This is a genomic window from Desulfatiglans sp., assembly GCA_012513605.1.
Classification (GTDB): domain Bacteria; phylum Desulfobacterota; class DSM-4660; order Desulfatiglandales; family HGW-15; genus JAAZBV01.
In genome coordinates this window covers 13264-35198 of record JAAZBV010000125.1, presented here as the reverse complement: position 1 = coordinate 35198, position 21935 = coordinate 13264, and the positions used below count along the sequence as shown (strand labels likewise).

Below are 21935 nucleotides of genomic sequence, written 5' to 3'. Positions count from 1 at the left end.
GAGACTCTTAAACCTCTTACCCCTGCCTTTATTGATCAGAATATAGATATTTCAAAAATCATCTCTGAACCAGGGCTGAAGGCAAGTAATGTATTGAAGATGGATTTTCAAAACATAAAATCGATTCATCTTGGCTCTCCATGGGATACCTCAAGAGCAGGAGGGAGCATGACATTAGTGCTCTCTTTTGCTGCAATTGCCCTACTTGTACTTGTGATCGGCTGTATAAATTTTACAATCCTTACTACTGCAAAGGCAACACAGAGAGCAAGGGAGGTGGCAATAAGAAAGGTTGTTGGCGCAAAAAGAAAACAACTCATTATTCAGTTTTTAGGGGAATCTGTTTTCCTCACCCTTATTGCTATCGTGTTGTCACTTGGTCTGGTGGAGATAATGCTGCCCGTATTTGAATCAGTAATCGGGAAATCACTTTCACCTGACTACTCTTCGCCTGTTACCCTCGTTTCACTGATTTTACTGTTCATTGTTACAGGTATGAGCGGCGGTCTCTATCCTTCTCTTATCCTGTCCGGTTTTAAACCGGGAAGTATCCTAAAGGCTAACCAGTCTAAAGAGACAGGTGGATCAATTACAATAAGAAACATACTTGTGATTTTCCAGTTCATTATATCAATCATTATTATAATCGCCGCTATTGCCGTTTATGCACAATTAAAATACAGCCTTGATCGTGATCCTGGTTATAATCGGGAAAATCTGCTTATTATTAATAAAATTAATCTCTATCCAGGCTTAGGCAGCAGGATTGAACTGTTTAAAAGTGAATTAAAAAAAATAAGCGGGGTTACAGATGTATCTCTTTCAGAAATCCAGCCGAGCCAGAAGATAAAGAATGACCGTGTGTATACACTTCCAGGGGCTGCTGAGACAAGTCATCTGATATTCGCCAGCGGAGTCTGCTATGATTATTTCAAGACATATCAGATTCCCGTTATAGCAGGGAGGAATTATTCAGAAGGTCGTGATCTTCCCGAACCAATACTGGGAATGGATTTTGAAATCGGCAGCGGACCAGGAAAGAAGCTTTCTGAAAGAAATATAGTTATCAATGAAAGCGCCTCCAGAGAACTGGGATTTTCCAAACCCGCGGATGCAATAGGAAAGATCATCAATTCAACAACAGCCAATAACAGCAGGTATACAATCATCGGTGTTGTTTCCGATAATCATCTCTTCAGTATAAATGCAACTCCCAGGGCAGAGGTCTACCTGCTTCAGCCGGATCAGGCGAATGTTGTTACCCTGCGATTTACCGGATCACCTGAAGCTATTATGGAAAAGGTTAACACAGTATGGAAAAAGGTAGTGGGTGACGCTGAGATCTCCACTGTCTTTGTTGATCAGCTTATTGCGCAGGAATTCCAGCAGGAGAGAACAGAACAGAAGGTGCTTATCAGTTTTTCCATACTGGCTATTATAATTGCCTGCCTGGGATTGTATGGATCAGCCGCCTTTGCAGTTGAACGAAGAACAAAAGAGATTGGTCTGCGTAAGGTTGTGGGCGCAAAGGTAAAGAACATTGTAAACCTGCTATTATGGCAGTTTTCAAAGCCCGTATTGATTGCAAATATCATCGCCTGGCCTCTCGCAATAATTGCTGTGCAATACTGGTTTGAAAGATTCCCATACAGGATCAACCTGTCGTTATTGATCCTCATTTGTTTTGTGTCAGGCTCGGTTGCGGTAGTTATTGCATTGTCAACCGTGGCGGGAAATACAGTAAGGGTTGCTAAAAGTAAACCGATTCAATCGTTGAGGTATGAGTAAAAACAAGATTCAAGGTTCCAGGTTTGAGGTTCAAGGTTTGAATACCGATGTAGGGGCGAAAAATTTTTCGCCCCTACAAAATATCGTCATCCTCGAATTTTTTTCAAGGAGCAAAAAATGCTAAAAAACTATTTCATAACAGCTTTAAACAACCTGATCAAAAACAAACTTTACAGTGTAATCAACATAGCCGGTCTTGCCATCGGTATTTCAGCATGTCTTGTTATTGCGCTTTATGTTAAAGATCAGTATTCCTATGACAAACAATGGAAGGATTCAGAAAGGATACACAGGGTTAATTTCTCTGCAACACTGCCCGGTAAACCACGCGCAGAGTTTTCAACATCACCCCTTCCTGCAATGCAGGTGCTTTCAGAATATTTTAAAGACAAAATTGAAAAAAGCGCCCGTGTCTTTGCTGGAGAAATGACGATTGATATTGGAACCGACAAATTTAAAGGCAGGGTTGCAGATATTGACCGGGCATTTATCGATATATTCAAGCTCGAAACCATTGCAGGCAGTCTGGAAGAGACCCTCACAAGCATAAACAATGTTGCATTGAGCGAGGAGATTTCAAAACGTCATTTTGGAAAAGAGGACCCCATCGGCAAAGTGATAACAATGAGCATTGAAAACATTCAAAATGACTACAAGGTAACCGCCGTATATCGCATTCCGGGAAATACTGTTCTTGATTTACCCGTGCTGGCCCTGTTTGATGATACGTTACTCCCTGCATCAATAAAAAACTGGTTTAATTTCAATTGCAGCACATATGTAAAACTAAAAGAAGGTGTTGATGTCGAAACCATGAAACCGCTTCTTGCTGCATTAATTGACCGGAATATAGATATTTCTAAAATCATATCCGACCCCGGACTCAAGTCGAGTGATATTGTGTCTATGGATTTTCAAAGACTGGAAGATGCGCATCTTGACTCACCATGGGATGTCTACAGGGCCGGAGGTAACAAGACAGTGGTGATCTCGTTTGCAGCCATATCACTGCTTGTGCTGTTAATCGGTAGTATCAACTTCACTATTCTTACTACCGCAAAGGCTACACAACGGGCAAGAGAAGTTGCCATGAGAAAGGTTGTGGGCGCCAAACGAAAGCAGTTGATTGCGCAGTTTCTGGGTGAATCATTATTTATTGTACTTCTTTCCATGATCTTATCCATGGGCGTTGTCGAAATAATGCTTCCAATTTTTGAAGCAATAGTGGGTAAATCCTTTTCCTTGAATTATACCTCTCCTTCGACTTTTCTACCATTACTGGCCTTGCTTATCATTGTTGGCATCAGCGGCGGTCTGTACCCGGCATTTATCCTTTCCGGATTCAAGCCTGGAGAGACCCTGAAGGCGAACCAGTCAAAGGAAACCCGTGGATCGATGTCTTTAAGGAATATCCTGGTGGTATTCCAGTTCAGCATCTCTGTAATTCTGATCGTTTCCACCGGAGTGATCTTTACACAGATGCGATACAGTATGAACCGCGACCCGGGATATAATAAAGAAAATCTTTTGGTAATCACCCGGTTAAGTGCGAATGAAAAGGTTAAAGGTAAAATAGAGGTGCTCAAGCAGGAGCTGTTGAACCTGCCTGATGTTACAAATGCAGGTGTGTCACAGGTGGAACCCAGCCAGCAGCAGCAGAGCAACCTTGCCTATACCCATCCGGGACATCCTGAAACAACATATATTAAGGCCACAACCAGTGTTGGCTATGACTATTTTAAGACATATAGAATACCCATAGTCGCAGGCAGGGAGTATTCTATTGAACGTGATATCCCCGACCCAAAAATAGATATGATGACAACCACAATAGGCGGAAACGAGACAAAAGAACTTATTGAAAGAAACTTGATCATCAATGAGAGCGCGGCAAGGGAATTCGGTTTTTCAAGCCCGGAAGAGGCGGTAGGAGAGATGCTCAACTCGACCACCATCAACAATATCAGTTATACCATTATCGGTGTTGTAGCGGATAATCATATATTCAGTATGAGAACCCTGCCAAGGGCGGAGGTATACCAGCTTGATCCGGATGGTGCTAATGTTATGACCGTTCGTTTTAATAGTTCCCCCAAAAAGATCTTAAATGGGGTTAACGAGGTCTGGAAAAAGGTGATGGGGGATGAAGAGATTTCAACTGTTTTTGTAGATCAGCTTATCGCCCAGGAATTTCAACAGGAAAAGACAGAACAGAAAGTCCTTATCAGTTTTTCTATACTGGCAATTCTTATCGCATGTATGGGGTTATTCGGGTCTGCTGCGTTTACAGTAGAAAGACGCACCAGGGAGATAGGTCTGAGAAAAGTGATGGGCGCCAGGATAAAAAATATAGTCAGCCTGCTCCTGTGGCAGTTTTCCAAACCTGTGTTGATAGCAAATATTATTGCCTGGCCTGTTGCTATATTCGTGATGAGAAACTGGTTAGAGAGGTTCCCATACAGGATCAACCTGCTGCTGCTTATCCCCATTTGCATAGTTTCAGGTTTGATTGCCCTTGTTATTGCATGGTCAACAGTTGCAGGCAATACAACCCGTGCGGCAAGGAAAAACCCGATTCATTCGTTGAGGTATGAGTAAAAGAAGGGTTCAGGGCGCAAGGTTTTAAAAGCTTGAAACTTTGAATTTTGCCTGTCCGGCATAGCTTTAGCGACGACGGAAATTTTGAACCTTGAATTTTGAATCGATCCCATAGGAGATCCCATGCTAAAAAACTACTTCATAACAGCTTTAAACAACCTGATCAAAAACAAACTCTACAGTGTGATCAATATCGCTGGCCTGGCAATCGGCCTGGCGGCGTGCATTATCATCGCACTGTATGTCAGGGATCAATACTCCTATGACAGGCAATGGGAAGATTCCGACAGGATATACAGGGTAACTACCCAATTGAAAATACCTGGAAAAAAAGCTTCAAGGGATGCTGATGCTCCTTTACAAACGATGCCATTGCTTGAAATATTCTACAAGGACAATATAGAGCAGAGTGCCAGAACGTTTTCCGGTGAATTGAGCATAGACACAGGGACTTCAAGGTTTAATGACAAACTTGTATTGGTTGATTCTTCTTTTCCAAATATGTTTCAGTTTAAAGTAATTGCAGGTAGCCTTGATGATACACTCACCGGTAAAAACAATATTGCATTAAAAGAAGAAACAGCCATCCGATATTTTGGGAACCAGGACCCGGTTGGTAAAGTTATAACAATTGTTGTTGGTGATTTACGGACTGATTACCTGGTAACTGCTGTATACAGCACCTCCGGTAATACTGTACTTGACATACCTTTATTGTCTCTGCTTGATGATACGCTTCTTCCAGCAGGTGCATATGGCTGGTTTAATTTTAACACCGGCACTTATTTTAAGGTTAAAAAAGGAGTTGATATTGAATCCCTTAAACCGCTCATGCCTTCATTTATTGACAAGAATATTGATATTTCAGGAATTTTATCAGATCAGACCTTAAAAGCCAGCGATATCCTGTCAATGGATTTCCAAAAACTCGCTGATGCGCACCTTGATTCGCCATGGGACATTGAGAGAACTGGAGGCAACAGGCAGGCAGTAATCTCTTTTACGATTATATCTTTCCTTGTTCTTTTAATAGGGTGCATTAATTTTATTATCCTGACAACGGCAAAGTCTACACAGCGCGCCAGGGAAATTGCCATGAGAAAAATGGTGGGGGCCAAACGAAAACAATTAATTGTGCAGTTCCTCGGAGAATCTACCTTTATTGTACTGCTCTCAATGATTTTAGCCATAGGGATTGTAGAGATAATGCTTCCGCTTTTTGAGTCAATAATAGATAGACCCTTAACATTGAATTACACTTCTCCTTCCACATTTGTACCAATACTGATTCTGTTTGTTGTCACAGGTATAAACGGCGGTCTTTACCCGGCGTTTATACTTTCAGGATTCAGACCCGGAGACACCCTTAAGGCGAATCAGTCAAAGGAGACCAGCGGTTCAATTACACTCAGAACAGCGCTTGTTATCTTTCAGTTCGCTATCTCTATAATGCTTATAATTTCCACATGCGTTATTTTCGCGCAGAGGCAATACAGCATTAATCGCAATCCCGGTTACGATAAGGATAATTTGTTGGTGATAAACAGGATCGACTCAAATGATAACATTCAGGATAAAATTGCATCCTTCAAGCAGGAGCTGTTAAAGCTGCCTGATATTTCATCTGTTTCTTCTTCTAACGTTCAGCCAGGCCAGAAACACGAAACTAACCAGGTTTTTATTCGCAAGGGGAAGCCGGAAACAAATTATGTAATCGCAGATGAAAGCATTGACTATGATTTTTTTAAAACCTACAAGATCCCTGTTATCGCAGGAAGGGATTATTCTATCGAGCGTGACAGCCCTGAGCCTGAATGGAACATAGATACTTCAACCTATGGAACAAATATCACCAATGAATCCATAGAGCGGAATATAATTATAAATGAAAGCGCAGCCAGACAGCTCGGATTTTCCCGTGCTGAAGAAGCCATAGGTGTCGTTCTTTATTCATCTACACTAAAAAATATAAACCACACTGTTATTGGCGTTGTTGCTGACAACCATATTTACAGCATAAATACTTTGCCAAGGGCGGAAGTTTACCTGCTTCACCCTGAATCGGTTTCCGGTATTACAATACGATTTAAAGGTTCTCACAAGTCCATATTGCCTCAGATTAAATCTGTCGGTAAAAAAGTATTAGGAGAAGTTCAGATCTCCACTGTTTTTGTAGACCAACTGATTGCACATGAGTTCCAGCAGGAAAAAACAGAACAGAAAATACTTATCAGCTTTTCTCTGCTGGCCATTGTTATTGCCTGTATGGGGCTGTTCGGCTCAGCTTCATTTACAGTGGAACGTCGTACCAAAGAAATCGGTCTGCGCAAGGTGATGGGGGCCAGAGTAAAAAACATTGTCAGCCTTCTGTTATGGCAATTTTCAAAACCTGTGCTGATTGCAAATATTATCGCATGGCCTATTGCCATATTCGCAATGCAAAGCTGGCTTGAGCGGTTTGCATACAGGTTTAATCCATTATTAATGATCCCCATTTGTCTGGGTTCAGGATTTATTGCGCTGGTGATCGCATGGTTTACAGTAGCGGGGAATACAACACGGGTGGCAAGGAGCAAACCGATTAAGGCGTTGAGGTATGAATAAGAAAAGGCGCATGGCGCATGGCGCAAGGTGCAAGGTACAAGATTTTAAAAATAAGACACAAGGATCAGGGTTCAAGGATTCGAGGGGTCGAGGGTTCGAGTGAAAAACATATTGCAACGTCATATCCCGATTTATCGGGGTATTCATTAGTTTTTAGTTTTAAAATCAAAATGGATTCCCGCTCCCCGACTTCTAGGGGACAGGCTTCGTGGGAATGACGAATAAACAACCACTTGAACTCCGGAACCCTTGACCACTCGAACCCTTACGGATCAAGAATATCATGGAGTCTGGCAATTGCGTCATCAATAGGGATAATCTCTATATTATTTTCATAAAACTGCTTTGTTCCGCCATAAATCAGAAAGCCCCTGGCAACAGGAAAATCTTCAATGAATTGTTTTAAACCTCTAAGATCTTTGTCGGGGTATTTTCCTTTTTGAAAAATGGCTTCGATAACTCCAATTTGCATAGATATATGGAGGTTTCAAGTAAAAATTGTGTTTTTGAACAATATGCATGAAACCAAGTGTAGCAGTTTTCCAATTTCTAATCTTTTTTACCTTCCCGAATGAGCAGGCCGGAAACAAGGGCCAGTAGAGCTGTTCCGAAAACGAGCCAGAAGACTGTCGAGATGCTGCCTGCCACAGCGTTCTGAAGGATCAACTTGATCTCCTCTGAAAGAGGTGTGAAAAAATCTGACCTGAATATGTTTTCTATATTTTCTGAGACCTGGCTGAATACGCCCGCAGGTATAATATCTCCAGCGGATCTGAGTTTTGAAACAAGGCTTGCAGTTGCTACTGCACCGGCTATGGCCACCCCTATTGTCCCGCCAAGCGTCCTGAAGAACTGCTGTGATGATGTGGCCACACCAAGATCTCTGGGGGGCAGGGCATTCTGTACAACAAGCAGGGTGCAGATTGAGATAAAACCCATTCCAAGCCCGATTATTACAAATGCAATAAGGCATTCAAGCATGGTTGTTGAAGGTCCGAATGTAAGCAGATAACCGCTGCCAGCAGTCAGCAGGAGTGCGCCGGTAATGATAGCAGCCTTATTATTTATTGCATGCACGAACCTTGTGAGCATTATTGGCGCGCCTGTCCATGCTAAACTCATGGTAAGCATTGCATAACCCACCTCCATAGGGCTTTTTCTCAATGCTCCCTGTATAAAGAGCGGGGCATAGGCAAAGAGGCTGAATACCCCGAAACTGGAGAGAAACGCCGCGCCATTGCCAAGAATAAATTCCCTGTACCTGAAAAATTTCAGGCTTATTATTGGTTCAGGTGAACGGTTTTCAGATATCAGAAAACCCGCCATGAATATGATGGTAACAAGGGCAAGAAAAATGGATTGGGGCGAGACCCATGGGAACTGTTCACCGCCCGACAGAATCAGTGTTAAAAGGCAAAAAACCCATCCGCAAAGTGTGATAGCGCCCTTGATGTCAAGGTTAACCGCCCTTTTCTTAAGGCGGGTCTCTTTAAACAGGATTGCAATGCCTGTTAAGGATATTAGGCCTATGGGCACATTAATAAAGAATATCCAGCGCCATGACATGTATGTGGTAATAAAACCACCAACCGATGGCCCTGCAACGCTTGAAATCCCCCAGATAAAGCTGCCGAGCGCAAGGGTCTTTGCCCTGTTTTCAGGTGCGGATACATCGGAGAGCACAATATACACCAGCGCCATGTTTCCACCGGCCCCAAACCCCTGTAAGGCCCTTGCTATTACCAGGAACAGCATGCTGTTCGCAAGGCCTGCTGCAATGGATGTGATAATGAAAAAGCCTATGGAGATTATAAAGAGCTTTTTTATATCATAAAGGTCTGCCAGCTTTCCTATAATTGGCAGGGTTACTGCATTGGTAAGTGAAAACCCTGAATATGCCCATGCATAAAGCTCAAGCCCTCCCAGTTCCATCACAATTGTAGGCATGGCAACAGACATTATAAGGGCATCCATTGCACATAAAAATAGCGCGATCAGAACCGCGCCGATAATGTAAACCCTGTTTCGGGGACTCAGTTGAGCTTCTGCATCCATATTCTATTATTATCCTGCATTTTATTTGGGTCTTGAAATTTTTCAGAATCCTAAGTGAATGGATCTATAATGTCAAGCTGCCTGAGATGATATTTGTTTTGACCAAATCAAGCCTCTGGAGTAGAAGAATCCATTTTTAAATTAAAGGTTTATAGAATGTTCAGTCAAATCAAAAAATGGGTCTCGCCGCTTGCTATTATTATCGGGATATTATGTTACAGGCCTCTTGACCATATCTCATTTTTACTGCCCGGTATGCTCTTTCTGATGATATTTTTTTCCTATTGCAACATGTCCATTAAAGAGATGAGATTCAGCACTATGCATCTTGTCATGATATCATTACAGATTTTTCTGGGGATAGTTGCCTATCTTATAATCAGGCCATTCAGCGTACCAACTGCTGAAGCCATGCTGATATGCATAATGGCCCCCACAGCAATCGCCTCAACCGTGGTGCTCTCAATGATTGGGGGCAATATGGCACTGTTAACCCTCTACACCCTGATAGGAAATGTGCTTGTTGCCCTGCTTCTGCCTGTTCTGCTTCCTTTGCTGGGTATCAGCGCTGATTTGTCCTATATCAAATCTCTGTTTTATATATTGAAACAACTGTTTCCAATGCTTGTTGTGCCGCTTATCCTGGCGTTGTCTCTTGCAAGGATATTTCCAAAGATTCACATTTGCATTCGTAAAAGGCCTTTCATATCATTTTATCTCTATTTTATTGCCTTTGCAGTGTTGATAGGGCGGTCAGTCAGCTATTTTATGGATTATGATGATGGAAAATATACAGAGGTTATCATTATTGCAGGCGGGTCATTAATCGCCTGCATATTTCAATACTGGCTTGGCCGCAGGATAGGAAATATGTATGGAGAAAGAATAACAGGCGGGCAGGCAATGGGGCACAAGAATACTATTCTGGCCATCTGGATAGCGCAATCCTTCCTGCACCCGCTCGCATCAATTGCGCCTGTTGCATATATCATCTGGCAGGCTGTTTTTAACGGATACCAGGTCTGGATGTGTCAGCGTCGGCACTATAAAGGATAGTAGTCTGGTTATTCAGGCAGAGATGGCTTGACAAAGAGCTGTTTTACAAAATAGTATCCTGCCTTAAGAAAAATATTCAGGTGGCCATTATTGTCTGGCCTAACCTGATCAACCAATCATAAAGAACAAAAGGGGTATGACATGACTGATAGAGGTATATTTGATTTGGCTGGTAAAACAGCCCTTGTTACAGGGGCGAGTCGTGGTTTAGGAAGGGCAATTGCAACTGTCCTTGCACAATACGGGGCTGATGTAGCATGTGTGGGCCGTGACATGAAGGCATGCGAGATAACCCTGAAACAGGTGCGCGTCCACGGGCGAAAGGCCCTTGCACTCAAGGCAGATATGACATCCGAGGAAGATATTAAAAGGATGGTGAATGATGCAATCGTTGAATTCGGCAGGATCGATATCCTCGTAAACAACGCAGGCATTGCCGCAGGTTTCGGCAGGATACATGAGATAAATACAGGCGAATGGGACTTTAATATAGATGTTAATCTCAGGGGCCCGTTCCTTTGCATGAAATATACTATCCCGCATATGCTTAAGAATAAAGGGGGTTCTATAATAAATATCTCTTCTGTTGCCAGCATAAGGGCAGAGGTGCCTGAGATAGGTTCTACCTCATACGGCGCTTCAAAGGCGGCAATAAACAACCTGACACGGGTGGCTGCCATGCAATATGCAAAGGATAATATCAGGATAAATGCCATCGCGCCAGGCATGCACAGGTCAGAGATTGGCAAGTCAGGTAAAACCGAAGAGGAGATAAAGGCCCTGGATAAGTGGCTTGATGATTACTGCGCTGAATGGATACCCATGGGCAGGATAGGGGAGGCAGAGGAGCTCTCAGGGCTTGTGCTCTTGCTTGCCTCAAATGCGTCCAGTTATATCACAGGGCAGATCATATGCCAGGATGGCGGCAAGACTGCAAGGCAGTAAAAAGAAATGATTTTATGGAGTTCTTTCGCCTTAAGCCTTCAATTCTCAGCATTATAATAATGACCGGGTATTTTGCTGAAAGCTGAAGGCTGAAAGCTCCATCCAGAAATTGTCTCTTTCTGGATGGTCACTATTTGGATTCAAGCCATGCCTTTGCAGCATCCACTGAATTGAATACCTCGACGGTCACACCCTTTTCTCTGTATTCCTTTACAAACCGGTTGACCTGTAAACTGCCCATGGCGCTGGTAGGCATTACTACAGCCCAGTACTTGAACCCCGCCTTAATAACCCTTGTTGCCCAGACTTTGTCACCCCATTCTGCATCATCCTTTGTGATGGCAACAACATTGGAGTCATCAGACAGCCATTTTTTCATCCCGTACTTCTCAAGATAATCAGCGCCTGTAGTCAGTAACTTCTCAAATGCGCCCTTTGGAAGGCTCTTTTTTATTTTATGGTGTACATATTTTGACGCCGGGTCATACCATAATCCCATATTTTCATCATTTATAAGCTCTGTTTCTTTCATCTTTTGCTCCTTTGTTAAATAATTAGAAAAATATTGATAAAAAAAGCCCTAGTGTGAATCCTACTGTAATTTTTAATCTTGTTATGCAAAATCAGGGCCATAGATTAAAATTATACCTGATATATACCCATTTTCTGTTGTTGTACTCCTCATGCTTGACACCGCTGAGGTTTTTCTTTACCGTGTGTCTGAAATATGGATTTTTTATTTTCAGGTCTATCACAAGGTTTACAGCTTTAATATCGGGTATTTGTTATGAATAAAATAATGGTCTTTATGTTAATTCAATTTATTATATGTTTTGCCGTGTCTGCCCAGACTGATGCAGTCAGGTCAAACACAGATTCCGGTACCTTTACAAGGGTATTAAAGAATCAGGACTATGGCCTGTCAATAACAAGGCTTATCCTTGATCTGGGAGATGTTGCGGTTATTAATAAAAATGATATCAGGGAAGATTTATTTACTGTCTCACTTTCACCTGATACAGGCAAATCTGCTGTAAGGATTAAAGGGATTGCTGTTACCGACAAATTCGGTGATGCAGTTGACTCAGGCCGCTATATTACTATTGATCTGGATTTTGGCCTTGATGCTGACATGTCAATGGCCTCTTCATATATTGTTACTCTAAATAAGGATCTGGGTATTTTAAAGAAAGGGAGTCAATTTTTCCAGAAGGGTAGAACCATAAGAAAATAGCTTTTAAAAGGATTTAATGGACCCTGCGCAAGAATCATAGTCTTTTGTTTAACAAACCTGCCTGTCTGCATAAATTTAACTTGACACATAATGGGCATTTCCCTATAAAAATCCAATCAAATAATCTTTTCTTCTTTGAAGCAAAAAATGTGTAAAAAAGATGTTTATCAGGTTGTAATACTTGTCAAGGTACTGTCTTCAGACAAGTTAACAGATAGAATAGTTTTACTTTTATAGTTTTTGCATTCTCTTTGTTTAAGTAATTCATTTTTTAGTTTTCAGATTTACCCCGTTTTTATAGCCGCATTGCGGCTTTTAAATAGGTCTTTTTTAATCTCCATTTTATGGTCATTTTCAGAGGATGGCCATATCAGGGAGGGTAAAAGACAAAATAACGTTAATTTTTTATCAGGGGGGATTTTATGAAAGCATTAAACCGGATTACGTTGTTAAAACACATTTTACTAATTTTACCTGCCTTCAGCCTGCTTTTTTTCTGCGGGGCAGCATTTGGACAGGAAGAAAAAAAGGCTTCCGAAGATGAATTCACACTTGAAGAGATAGTGGTAACCGCTGAATTCCGTGAGAAGGCATTACAGGATACGCCTCTTGCTATAACCGCATACAGTGCAGATTCAATGGAAATGAGGAATCAGACTTCCATAGAACAACTCACTATGCAGGCGCCGAATGTATCACTCAGACCTGGAAATGCAGGTTATGGAAGCGCTCTCACTGCCTTCGTGAGAGGCGTTGGGCAGGTTGACTTCAACCCTTCGGTGGAGGAGGGTGTAGGCATCTATGTGGATGATGTCTATTATGCAACCATTACAGGGAATATCCTGGACCTCCTTGACCTGGAGCGTGTCGAGGTTTTACGCGGCCCCCAGGGTACTCTGGCCGGTCGAAATGCACTTGGTGGCGCTATTAAACTCTTTTCACGTAAACCGGAAGGCAAGGATGAAGGTTTTTTCTCAACAACATTTGGAAAATTTGATCGTCTGGATATCAGAGGAGCAGCTGATTTCGCGATCACTGATAATCTTTTTATGCGTATTGCCGGTATCTCTAAATCAAGGGACGGTTATGTTACACGCTATGATTATAAATGCATGCACCCTGAAAGCGCTTTACCTACACTTATAACAGGTGCAAGCTGTGTGCTTGGAACTGAGGGCGGAGAAAGCGTAACAGCCGGACGTTTAAGCCTGCGCTGGATACCTAATGACAAGTTAGAAGTCAATTTTTCAACCAATATAGTAAACGATAAGTCAGAGGCTCAACCAAGTGTACTTATTAGTGCGATGGATAATGGGGGATCGAATTTTCCATGGTATTCACCAAATGGACCTGTGTCTCCTCCATTTGCCAGCACTATCCCCAATAACCCGCGCTTTAATCCTACTTCCGGTGTAAGTATACCTGTTTTTTATGATGCCAATCATAACGGGGTTTACGATGCCGGAATTGATGTTCCCCATGACAACCGATTTGCAACTCCAGGAACATATTACAACTATTCAACATACATAGACACCGGTTACTATACGCCTGATCCGCTTTTCCAGGGCGGCAATCCCGGAGAGGATCTTAACAATTACAAACCCGTTGTTATTCCTCCTATAAATCACCTGGAATCCAGGGATTACACACTGAGCATTGACTATGAAATAAACGAAAATGTTGCCCTTAAGTCAATTACCGCATACCGTGAATACACCAATATTTTTGGCCATGACGTAGACGGGTCACCTCTTACAATACAATTGCTGCAGGAGAGGATGGTCCATGAGCAGTGGACACAGGAACTCAGGTTAAACGCGACCCTTTTTGACGGCTATGCTGATACAACCTTGGGTTTATTCTACCTTGACAAGGAGACCAATGAGGATGCCCGTGTGGATTTAGCCTATGCCGGATTAGACTTTCTTCACGGACCTGACATAACGCCGTCAACCAGCAAAGCTATATACGGGCAGGCAAGCCTTCATTTGACCGACCGCATGGATCTGACACTTGGCGCCCGTTATACAAAGGATAAAAAGAGTTATACCTGGCATCGTCATAACCCGGACGGCACATTGCCCCAGGCGCAGACTACCTTCTGGTTCTGGGAATATGGTAATCCGGCAAACAGTGGTGTCGCAGGTTTGGATGGAACATCAACCTCTTATGGCAGCAACAATTTTGATTATCGTATAGCCCTTGATTATGATATTACAGAGAAGGTCATGGTATATGGCCAGATTGCAACCGGATACAGAATGGGTGGTAACAACGCACGTCCATTTTTCCGCACTCAGGCAGAAGGTTACTCTTTTGATCCTGAAGAACTTACTAACTATGAAGTGGGTATCAAGAGCACACTTTTTAACCAGCTGCGCCTGAATGCGTCGGCATTTTATAATGAGTATAAAGATATCCAACTGTTTGTAACCCTGTGCGACTGGGCCCCGCCTGGTCAACAGGAGCCATGTGGAGCGCAGAGAAATGTTGGCGACGCAGAGGTAAAGGGACTTGAATTGGAAGGTGTATGGCAGCCAACAAGGTCTTTTTTGGCTGATTTCTCATTTAACTATTTAGATTATGAGTATACCAAGGTGGATCCACTTGCAGATGTTGATCCGGATGGTATGGCACTGTATACACCTGAATTTAAATGGAACGTTGGTGCACAATACAGGTGGTTCCTTGGTAAATGGGGAGATTTGACCTACCGTGCTGATATAGCATGGCAGGACGAAATGCAGACAAACCCGAATAACATCCCGGGAACAACCATTGACAGCTATTACCTTGTTAACACACGATTGACATGGCGTTCAGATGATCTGAAATGGCAGGCCAGCCTGGAATGCAACAATGTATTTGATAAATACTATTATCAGACCATTTTTGGTCTTGTTGATGATGCAGGCATTAACAATGCCCAGCCTGGAAGGCCGGCAGAATGGGCCTTTACTATTAAACGTACATGGTATTTTGATTAGATTTTTTTGATAAAGAAAAGCGGGGGTAATTAATTGCCCCCGCTTTTTTATATCCTGGTTCTGAGGTTTTCACAGGGATTTATTCCTGGCCGGTATCTATGTAGAGACAAGGCATGCCTTGTCTCTACAAGGTGGGGTATAATCCGCCGTCGATAAATGATCTATCTTCATAAAACTATGACGTAACAAGATAGCAGGACAAGAATCCCACCTACCTGTAAAACTGTTTGCTGAGCTTTTCTGCTTCGTCAACAATAACCGCATTTATCCTCTGGACATCAGGGTCTCTAAAGTTCAGTGACTTCACGCCGCCATTAAATAAAAATCCACCATCAGGAGCAAGCATATCAAAGGTCTTTCTGACCTCATTTCTTACCTCCTCCTCATCAAACGCGGGCCATGTGTCAGGCATCATATATTCAAAACCGCCATTAATCGCAAGGCTGCGTCCGAACCTCTTTTTAATGGCCGGAAGATCATTCATTGTCTGTGCCGGGTCCCACACTGCCACACCAATTTCTACCATAGAGGGCAGCAGTTTTTCGCACTTGCCGCAATTATGATAAAAGATCGGTATGCCCGCATCACGAGCTATATCAAGGCATTTTTTATACCTGGGCACAAGCAGTTCATCAAACAAGGCCGGGGATATAAATGAGTTCATCTGGGTTGCTGTATCATCAAGCAGGTAGTAACCATCCGGTTTATAATAGTGGACAATATTTTTTGTTATATAAAGGGCGTGCTCAAGCATGTAGTCAAACAGCGCCTCAACCTCTTCCGGCTCCTCATATAATGCCATTAATGCCTGAGTAAAACCCATCATGCCCACAAACTGCTGAAAGATATCAGCGAATCCGCTGATGGTAAGGGATGTTACATCAGGATCTTTTATGTACTTTGCCCAGTCCGCCTTTGCAGCGGCCTCCCAGTCAAACCCTGAATAATCAGGGGCCTTTATCACCTCTCTCCATTTTGTAATATCGGTGAGTATAAAATCACTTGCCTTTGGCATTGCTGTAAAATCTACTGCATCGCTCACAACAAAGGGGACACCCCAGGGATCAAACCCTCCCTTTGGGCCGCGAAAATCGCCTATTATTGCCGGGTCACAGATCGCCATAAGCGGCGGATCATTTAATGATTTTTTAGATACAACGGGCACATACTCAGGCATTTCACCCCGTGCCACCCGAAAAAAATTTTCTTTTTCTGTCAAATGTACTGCCATTAAAACCTCCAGGTAAACAACATTTATTTACAACATAATACTGTCGAGTATTATCAAACCTCTTAATAACACACCTGTTCATCCAAAAAAAACCAATAATATTCAATGAACACTGACACTGTTTTACTTTTCAAGATTTGAGATAAAGCTGTTTGATGTCGCTATTGAGTCGTTCATCTTTGCAATCAGTTTATCTATCTCTTCCTTTAATGTCTTGAATTCAACACGCAAAGAACCGATCGCCTGCGCATTAAGGTTATGCTTCAGGTACAGCACATTGTCACGGAATGTGCGCAGAACCGGTGCCATACTGGATTCCGCCTTGATCATACTTTGCAGCATTTTATTGTACTGTTCCTTTGTCTTAAGTAACTGGGTTTTACTGGATTTTTTAAGCTCCGCGCTTTCATATAATTCAAGCTCCTCCTCCCATTCCCTGAAAAGGGCATCAGCAACGGTTCTTACCTTGTCTATACGATCGGTAACATTTTTAGCTGCGGCTTCGCTCTCTTCATATTCCGAGTTGAGCTTTTCATAGGCCGCTTTCAAATCTGTATTTTCAACCTGGACAACCGAGCTAAACTGTTCAAGGGCAGATTTAAACTGGGTCTGTGCCTCTGCCTGGGCATCCCTCGCATCCTCGACCCTGTCAACAAGGATATCCCTCTTATGTATGCCCATCTTTTCCATGGCGCCAAAGTATGCAGTGGAACAGCCATTTGAGATGCAAATAACAAGAATTAAAAAAGGAAAATATTTAGTGAATTTTAGGGATTCTATTCTATTCATGATATCTCCTTGTCTATTAAAGGCCAAATTTTTACTGATTTATCCCTTTATTTTAGTTTTAAATCAAGGGTCTTGTTAACCATATTAACCATTATTACTCCTGTTCCTGATAATTCCAGGCTATTTGCCTTGACAGGGTATGGTTATCTTCTTATACTCCGTCCCCAAAAGTTTGGCGACCCTGTGCTTATCCTGTTGCCACCTTATGTTTAATTTTCTGATCAATAAAAAGAGGTAGTTTTAATTAAATATCATAAAAGGAGATAATTTATGCTTAAAAAAACTGTGCTGTTGTCATGTTTCTTTTTTATGTTTTCAATCTTTTTGTTCGGAAATGTCATTGCCGGGGAGTGCGACCGCGCCTGTCTGGAAAAATACATAGACAGGTACATGGAGGCAATGCTTAATAATGACCCCAGCCTTGATCTGTTTGCGAGGGACTGCAGATTCACTGAAAACGGTGTAAGGCTTCCTCTTGGTAATGAAGGCTTGTGGGTAGGTATGTCAGGGATTGGGGCATATAAATTTTATGTGCCGGACATAGAAACCCAGCAGGTGGCATTTATAGGCACTGCACGTGAGGGTGCAGCCGGTAAAGATGGGCAGAGCCCACTGGTTGCGGTTGCCATACGCCTCAAGATTGTGGATGATAAAATAACCGAGGCAGAGCAGCTTGTTATACGTCCTGAAGCAAATCCAATGGGTGGCGGGCAGGGTGGTATGTCATTTCCTCCGACAGGCGAGAGCGTGGAAAAGCTTGGTAAGCCCCATGAGGTATATTTTCAGGTGATCCCTGAAGATAAACGCCCTTCTCGCGAAGAGATGATAAAGACCGCCAACTATTATTTTACAGGGATGCAGAAGAATGATGGCAAGGGTTATTACCCATTCAGTGATGACTGCCACAGGCTTGAAAACGGTATGCCAAGCACAAACGTGCCTGTACCTGCCGGTCAGGAGCGCCCTGATCCAAAGACATCAAAGATGTATTCTGCCAATTGGGGATGCAAGGAACAGTTTGAGTCGGGCCTTTTGAATTTTGTTACCCGTATCAGGGACCGCAGGTTTGTTGCTGTGGATCGTGAACGGGGGATCGTATTTGCATTTGGTTTTTTTGACCACCAGGATATAAACTGGACATGGCAGCTTGCAGAACTCTTCAAAGTAGAAAACGGCATGATCCGCAGGATAGAGGCTGTTTTTCACCGAAGCCCCTATGGCTTGAATTCCGGCTGGAGCACATATGAACAGGGTATTTCAGACCAGATGCAGATAGTAAACTAGTGTCCACCCAGAAAGGGGCTATTTCTGGATGAAGCTTTCAGCTATCATCCTTCAGCCATAGACACCCTGAATTTGGCTGATTGTTGATAGCTGAAGCGTCAAAATTTTTAAAATTACCTGTTTTTAAACAAAAATGAACCTCTTCGTCAAAACCTAGTCAAAGTATGCTCAATTATTTACTTGCATATTAATTTTTTAGCCAGAATATCCGTATATTTGGAAATTATTGTCTTGACACCGGTTAGACATATTTTTATATTAACATAACTTGAGATAGGGATTTATTAATTATGGTGCTGTATAACCTGATTATTTTTTACTGTGTTTTAAATACACTGGTTATTTTCTAAACCGGTTTTATATTAGTATTTAATACAGGTTATTGGCGCTACTTAAGCGGTCATAGGAGGTATTGTTAATGGCTAAAGACAAAAATAAGGTACCCGATAATACGGAAAAAAAGGAGTTCTCAAGGCGCGATTTTCTGGCCATTGGAGGGGCTGCTGTAGCTGGCAGCGCCCTTGCAGTCTGTGCTCCACTACCGAGTGAAGCGCAGGAAAAAACAGAATATCCGCTGTCAGCAAAGTATCTGATCTGCGATAGCAAAAATTGTGCAGGGTGTTATGGATGCATGATTGCATGTTCTATTGTCCATGAAGGACAGGCAAATCTTTCACTTGCCAGGATACAGGTTCACAGGTCAGTGCTTGAATCATACCCTGCTGATATCCAGATAAACACATGCAGGCAGTGTCCTGAGCCTTTATGTGTAATTAACTGCCCTACTGGCGCATGTCATATCAGCAAAGAAAATGGCAATGTACGTATGATAAACGCTGATGAGTGTATTGGATGCAAGACCTGCATAAACTCATGCCCAGTTATTCCCCATAGACCCATATGGAATCATGTTACAGGAAAGGCCATTAAGTGTGACCTGTGTACCGATACCCCCTATTACAACAAAAAAGGCGGTATTAATGGCTCACAGGCCTGTGTTGAGGCCTGTGTGGCAAACGCCTTAAAGGTTGTGACTGAACTGCCGGACCAGAAAGATATAAGCGGATATGACCGTAACCTTCAGCCGCCAAGGAAGCCCATGCCGAATTTTATGGGTGCTCCTAAAGCCAAGGCCAAACAAGAGTAAAGGAAAGGAGAATTATTATGACTACGCCAGGATACGGTGGAAAGATACTTTTAGTAAATTTGACCAGCAAAGAGATAAGGGCTCTGGATACAGAAAAATATGAGCCATACGGTGGTGGTCACGGTATGGCTACAGCCCTTTTCTGGGACTATTGTGTTGCGCCAGGGGACTGGGATCTCCAGGATGCATTCAACCCCAAAAACATGGTTGCGCTTATGACAGGCCCTGTGAGTGGCACAGGGGTTCCGTGGGGCGCAAGGACAAGCGTTTCAGGTATGTCACCGCAGTGTTATCCGATCCAGTGGTTTTCACACAGTAACTTTGGAGGCATGTTTGCCTCCTTTATGAGGATGGCCGGGTGGGATGGTGTGGCTGTGATAGGCCGCGCCGAATCTCCGGTATATATTAATATAGTAGATGACAAGGTCACCATAGAAGATGCAAAAGACCTGTGGGGGCTTGATTCATGGAAGTGCCAGGAGCAGATATGGAAAAAGTCCGGGATTCGCTATGGCAAGGAATGGCAGGAGATTGATGATAGATATACTCTTCAGAGGCCGGCTATTGTTACAATCGGGGCTGCTGGTGAAAACATGACCAGGGTTGCTTCACTTGTTCATGGCGGTGGAAGCGGGGCCGGACAGGGTGGTTTTGGTGGCGTTTTTGGATCTAAGAATCTGAAGGCGATTGCAGTTATCGGCACAAAGGGCATTAAGATTGCTGACCCTAAGGCATTAAAGGATGCAAGGGAATGGGTTGAAGCGAACTGGCCGTCAGGACCAGGATTTGGAGGATTCGGCCCTGCATCTGTCGGTTCTGCCTGTATTGGATGCGGCCATCAGAGAAAATGCCATAACCGTGACCGTGCCCACAGCCAGGATTCTGATGATTGCGCCGAGTCAACATGGTTCAGTCTTACGCCTCAGGATGCAAACGGCATGGACAGGGATACCATGTCAAAGCTAAACCAGAAGGGCACAGATATCATCCAGAAGCTTGGCATAAACGGCATGGAGACCTGCTTTATGGGGCCGATGTCATTCCCCACGAGCCATAATCCATCCTTCCCTATTCAGCCTGAGGTGCCTGCATATTCAGCCCTGGGCTGGTACATGAAGAAGATGCATGATATGGGCATTATTGGGCCTAATACCAAAATTGATATGGCCCCGCTCAATATGAACAAGTTCGCAACAGAAGAGTTCATGGAGATCTACGGTATTGCCCTTGCAAGAAGGTCCGGCATTGGGGATCTCCTGGCTGAGGGGACAGCACGTTTCTGTGAAAAGCTGGGCAGGACTGCTGATTTCGACACCCTTTGCAGGCAGACACCCTGGGGTTTCATGGATCACTGGTCAATGCCCGGGGTTGACTGGGCTTATGGAAACCTTCTTGATTCAAGGGATATAAACAGTCATGATATGGGTATGGCAAATCCATCAGCAGGTTTTGGAGGCATGGGTGGTGGAGGTAAAAAATGGAGCTGTGAAGATTATGTAAAGGTACTTGCAGAGCGGACAACGCGCAACAATCACTTCTGGTTTGATTTTAGCTGGGAAGGCAAACAGGCACATGAAACCGGGGTGTTCTCAAAGCATAAGGCGGAATTTGTTGCATGGCGCATGCATTACTGGACATACTATAAAGAGTCGATCGGTTTCTGTGACTGGGGTTATGCAAAGCTCTTCAGTGCATCCCATCCAAAGGGCTATGGTCATACACCTGAGGCTGAACCAAAATACCTTAATGCCATAACAGGTAGAAATCATACATTCCAGGATGGCCTTGAGATAGGTCGCCGTGCATGGAACCTTAAAAGGGCGATTTTTGCACTTCAGGGCAGGCATAAGAACATGGAGAACTTTAATGGTTACTACTACAGGCCTGGTGCATCTTATTGCGGGTATGATTCAGAGAAGCCCATATTTGATGGGAAAAAATGGGACTGGAAGAACTGTAAAGAGCTCTATTTAACAAAAGAGGGTGTGGATAAGTTCAAAACCTATTACTATGAACTTGAAGGATGGAATAAGGATTCCGGTTACCCAAAGCAGTCTACACTGGAAAAACTAGGAATAAAAGGTGTTGCAGAGGTACTCAAGTCTAAAGGAAAACTAGGATAGACTTATAGAATAAAAACTAAAAAGGCCTGCCCACATATATGTGGCAGGCCTTTTTTATTGGATATGCTGAATCAGCTATATAATCTTCAGG

Annotated in this window: 15 protein-coding genes; 10 read left to right on the top strand and 5 right to left on the bottom strand. The window is 43.1% G+C overall.

What is annotated here, in order from left to right; all coding sequences use genetic code 11:
- From GX654_16875 to GX654_16865, 3 genes are all read left to right on the top strand, one after another.
- A partial coding sequence (locus tag GX654_16875) for an FtsX-like permease family protein (GenBank protein ID NLD38536.1) occupies positions 1-1788 on the top strand: 1788 nt, incomplete at its 5' end.
- Positions 1789-1905: 117 nt separating this feature from the next.
- Positions 1906-4386 (top strand): FtsX-like permease family protein, encoded by a 2481-nt coding sequence (locus GX654_16870; protein ID NLD38535.1) that lies wholly within the window; start codon positions 1906-1908, stop codon positions 4384-4386.
- 123 nt (positions 4387-4509) lie between these two features.
- A complete protein-coding gene (locus GX654_16865; protein NLD38534.1) occupies positions 4510-6990 on the top strand; it encodes an FtsX-like permease family protein in 2481 nt (826 codons plus the stop codon).
- A gap of 265 nt (positions 6991-7255) precedes the next feature.
- Here the strand turns inward: GX654_16865 and GX654_16860 are convergent, their stop codons facing one another.
- Together GX654_16860 and GX654_16855 are read right to left on the bottom strand one after the other, a co-directional pair.
- Positions 7256-7462: a hypothetical protein gene (locus GX654_16860; protein NLD38533.1), complete on the bottom strand. Its 207-nt coding sequence runs from the start codon at positions 7460-7462 to the stop codon at positions 7256-7258.
- 77 nt (positions 7463-7539) lie between these two features.
- On the bottom strand, positions 7540-9045 hold the full coding sequence (locus GX654_16855; GenBank protein NLD38532.1) for an MFS transporter: 1506 nt from the start codon (positions 9043-9045) through the stop codon (positions 7540-7542).
- Between the two features lie 156 nt (positions 9046-9201).
- Between GX654_16855 and GX654_16850 the strand changes: the two genes are divergently transcribed.
- Together GX654_16850 and GX654_16845 are read left to right on the top strand one after the other, a co-directional pair.
- Positions 9202-10101, top strand: a complete 900-nt coding sequence (locus tag GX654_16850; GenBank protein ID NLD38531.1) for a transporter — start codon at positions 9202-9204, stop codon at positions 10099-10101.
- 141 nt (positions 10102-10242) lie between these two features.
- Positions 10243-11046: a glucose 1-dehydrogenase gene (locus GX654_16845; protein NLD38530.1), complete on the top strand. Its 804-nt coding sequence runs from the start codon at positions 10243-10245 to the stop codon at positions 11044-11046.
- 130 nt (positions 11047-11176) lie between these two features.
- Here the strand turns inward: GX654_16845 and GX654_16840 are convergent, their stop codons facing one another.
- Positions 11177-11578 carry a hypothetical protein gene (locus GX654_16840; GenBank protein NLD38529.1) on the bottom strand — a complete coding sequence of 134 codons (402 nt, stop codon included), beginning with the start codon at positions 11576-11578 and terminating at the stop codon, positions 11177-11179.
- Between the two features lie 255 nt (positions 11579-11833).
- Between GX654_16840 and GX654_16835 the strand changes: the two genes are divergently transcribed.
- Together GX654_16835 and GX654_16830 are read left to right on the top strand one after the other, a co-directional pair.
- Complete coding sequence (locus GX654_16835) at positions 11834-12280, top strand: hypothetical protein (protein ID NLD38528.1); 447 nt, start codon at positions 11834-11836, stop codon at positions 12278-12280.
- A 422-nt stretch (positions 12281-12702) separates the two neighbouring features.
- Positions 12703-15270, top strand: a complete 2568-nt coding sequence (locus GX654_16830; GenBank protein NLD38527.1) for a TonB-dependent receptor — start codon at positions 12703-12705, stop codon at positions 15268-15270.
- Between the two features lie 211 nt (positions 15271-15481).
- Here GX654_16830 and GX654_16825 read toward each other — a convergent pair whose 3' ends face one another.
- Together GX654_16825 and GX654_16820 are read right to left on the bottom strand one after the other, a co-directional pair.
- A complete protein-coding gene (locus tag GX654_16825; protein NLD38526.1) occupies positions 15482-16501 on the bottom strand; it encodes a veratrol--corrinoid protein metyltransferase in 1020 nt (339 codons plus the stop codon).
- A gap of 123 nt (positions 16502-16624) precedes the next feature.
- Entirely contained in the window at positions 16625-17191 is a 567-nt protein-coding gene (locus tag GX654_16820) for a DUF2959 domain-containing protein (GenBank protein NLD38525.1), read from the bottom strand.
- A gap of 369 nt (positions 17192-17560) precedes the next feature.
- Between GX654_16820 and GX654_16815 the strand changes: the two genes are divergently transcribed.
- The 3 genes from GX654_16815 to GX654_16805 all read left to right on the top strand — a co-directional run bounded on the left by GX654_16815 (position 17561) and on the right by GX654_16805 (position 21844).
- Positions 17561-18574 (top strand): hypothetical protein, encoded by a 1014-nt coding sequence (locus GX654_16815; GenBank protein ID NLD38524.1) that lies wholly within the window; start codon positions 17561-17563, stop codon positions 18572-18574.
- 418 nt (positions 18575-18992) lie between these two features.
- Positions 18993-19721 carry a 4Fe-4S binding protein gene (locus tag GX654_16810; protein NLD38523.1) on the top strand — a complete coding sequence of 243 codons (729 nt, stop codon included), beginning with the start codon at positions 18993-18995 and terminating at the stop codon, positions 19719-19721.
- A gap of 17 nt (positions 19722-19738) precedes the next feature.
- A complete protein-coding gene (locus tag GX654_16805; protein NLD38522.1) occupies positions 19739-21844 on the top strand; it encodes a hypothetical protein in 2106 nt (701 codons plus the stop codon).
- The last annotated feature ends 91 nt before the right edge of the window (positions 21845-21935 follow it).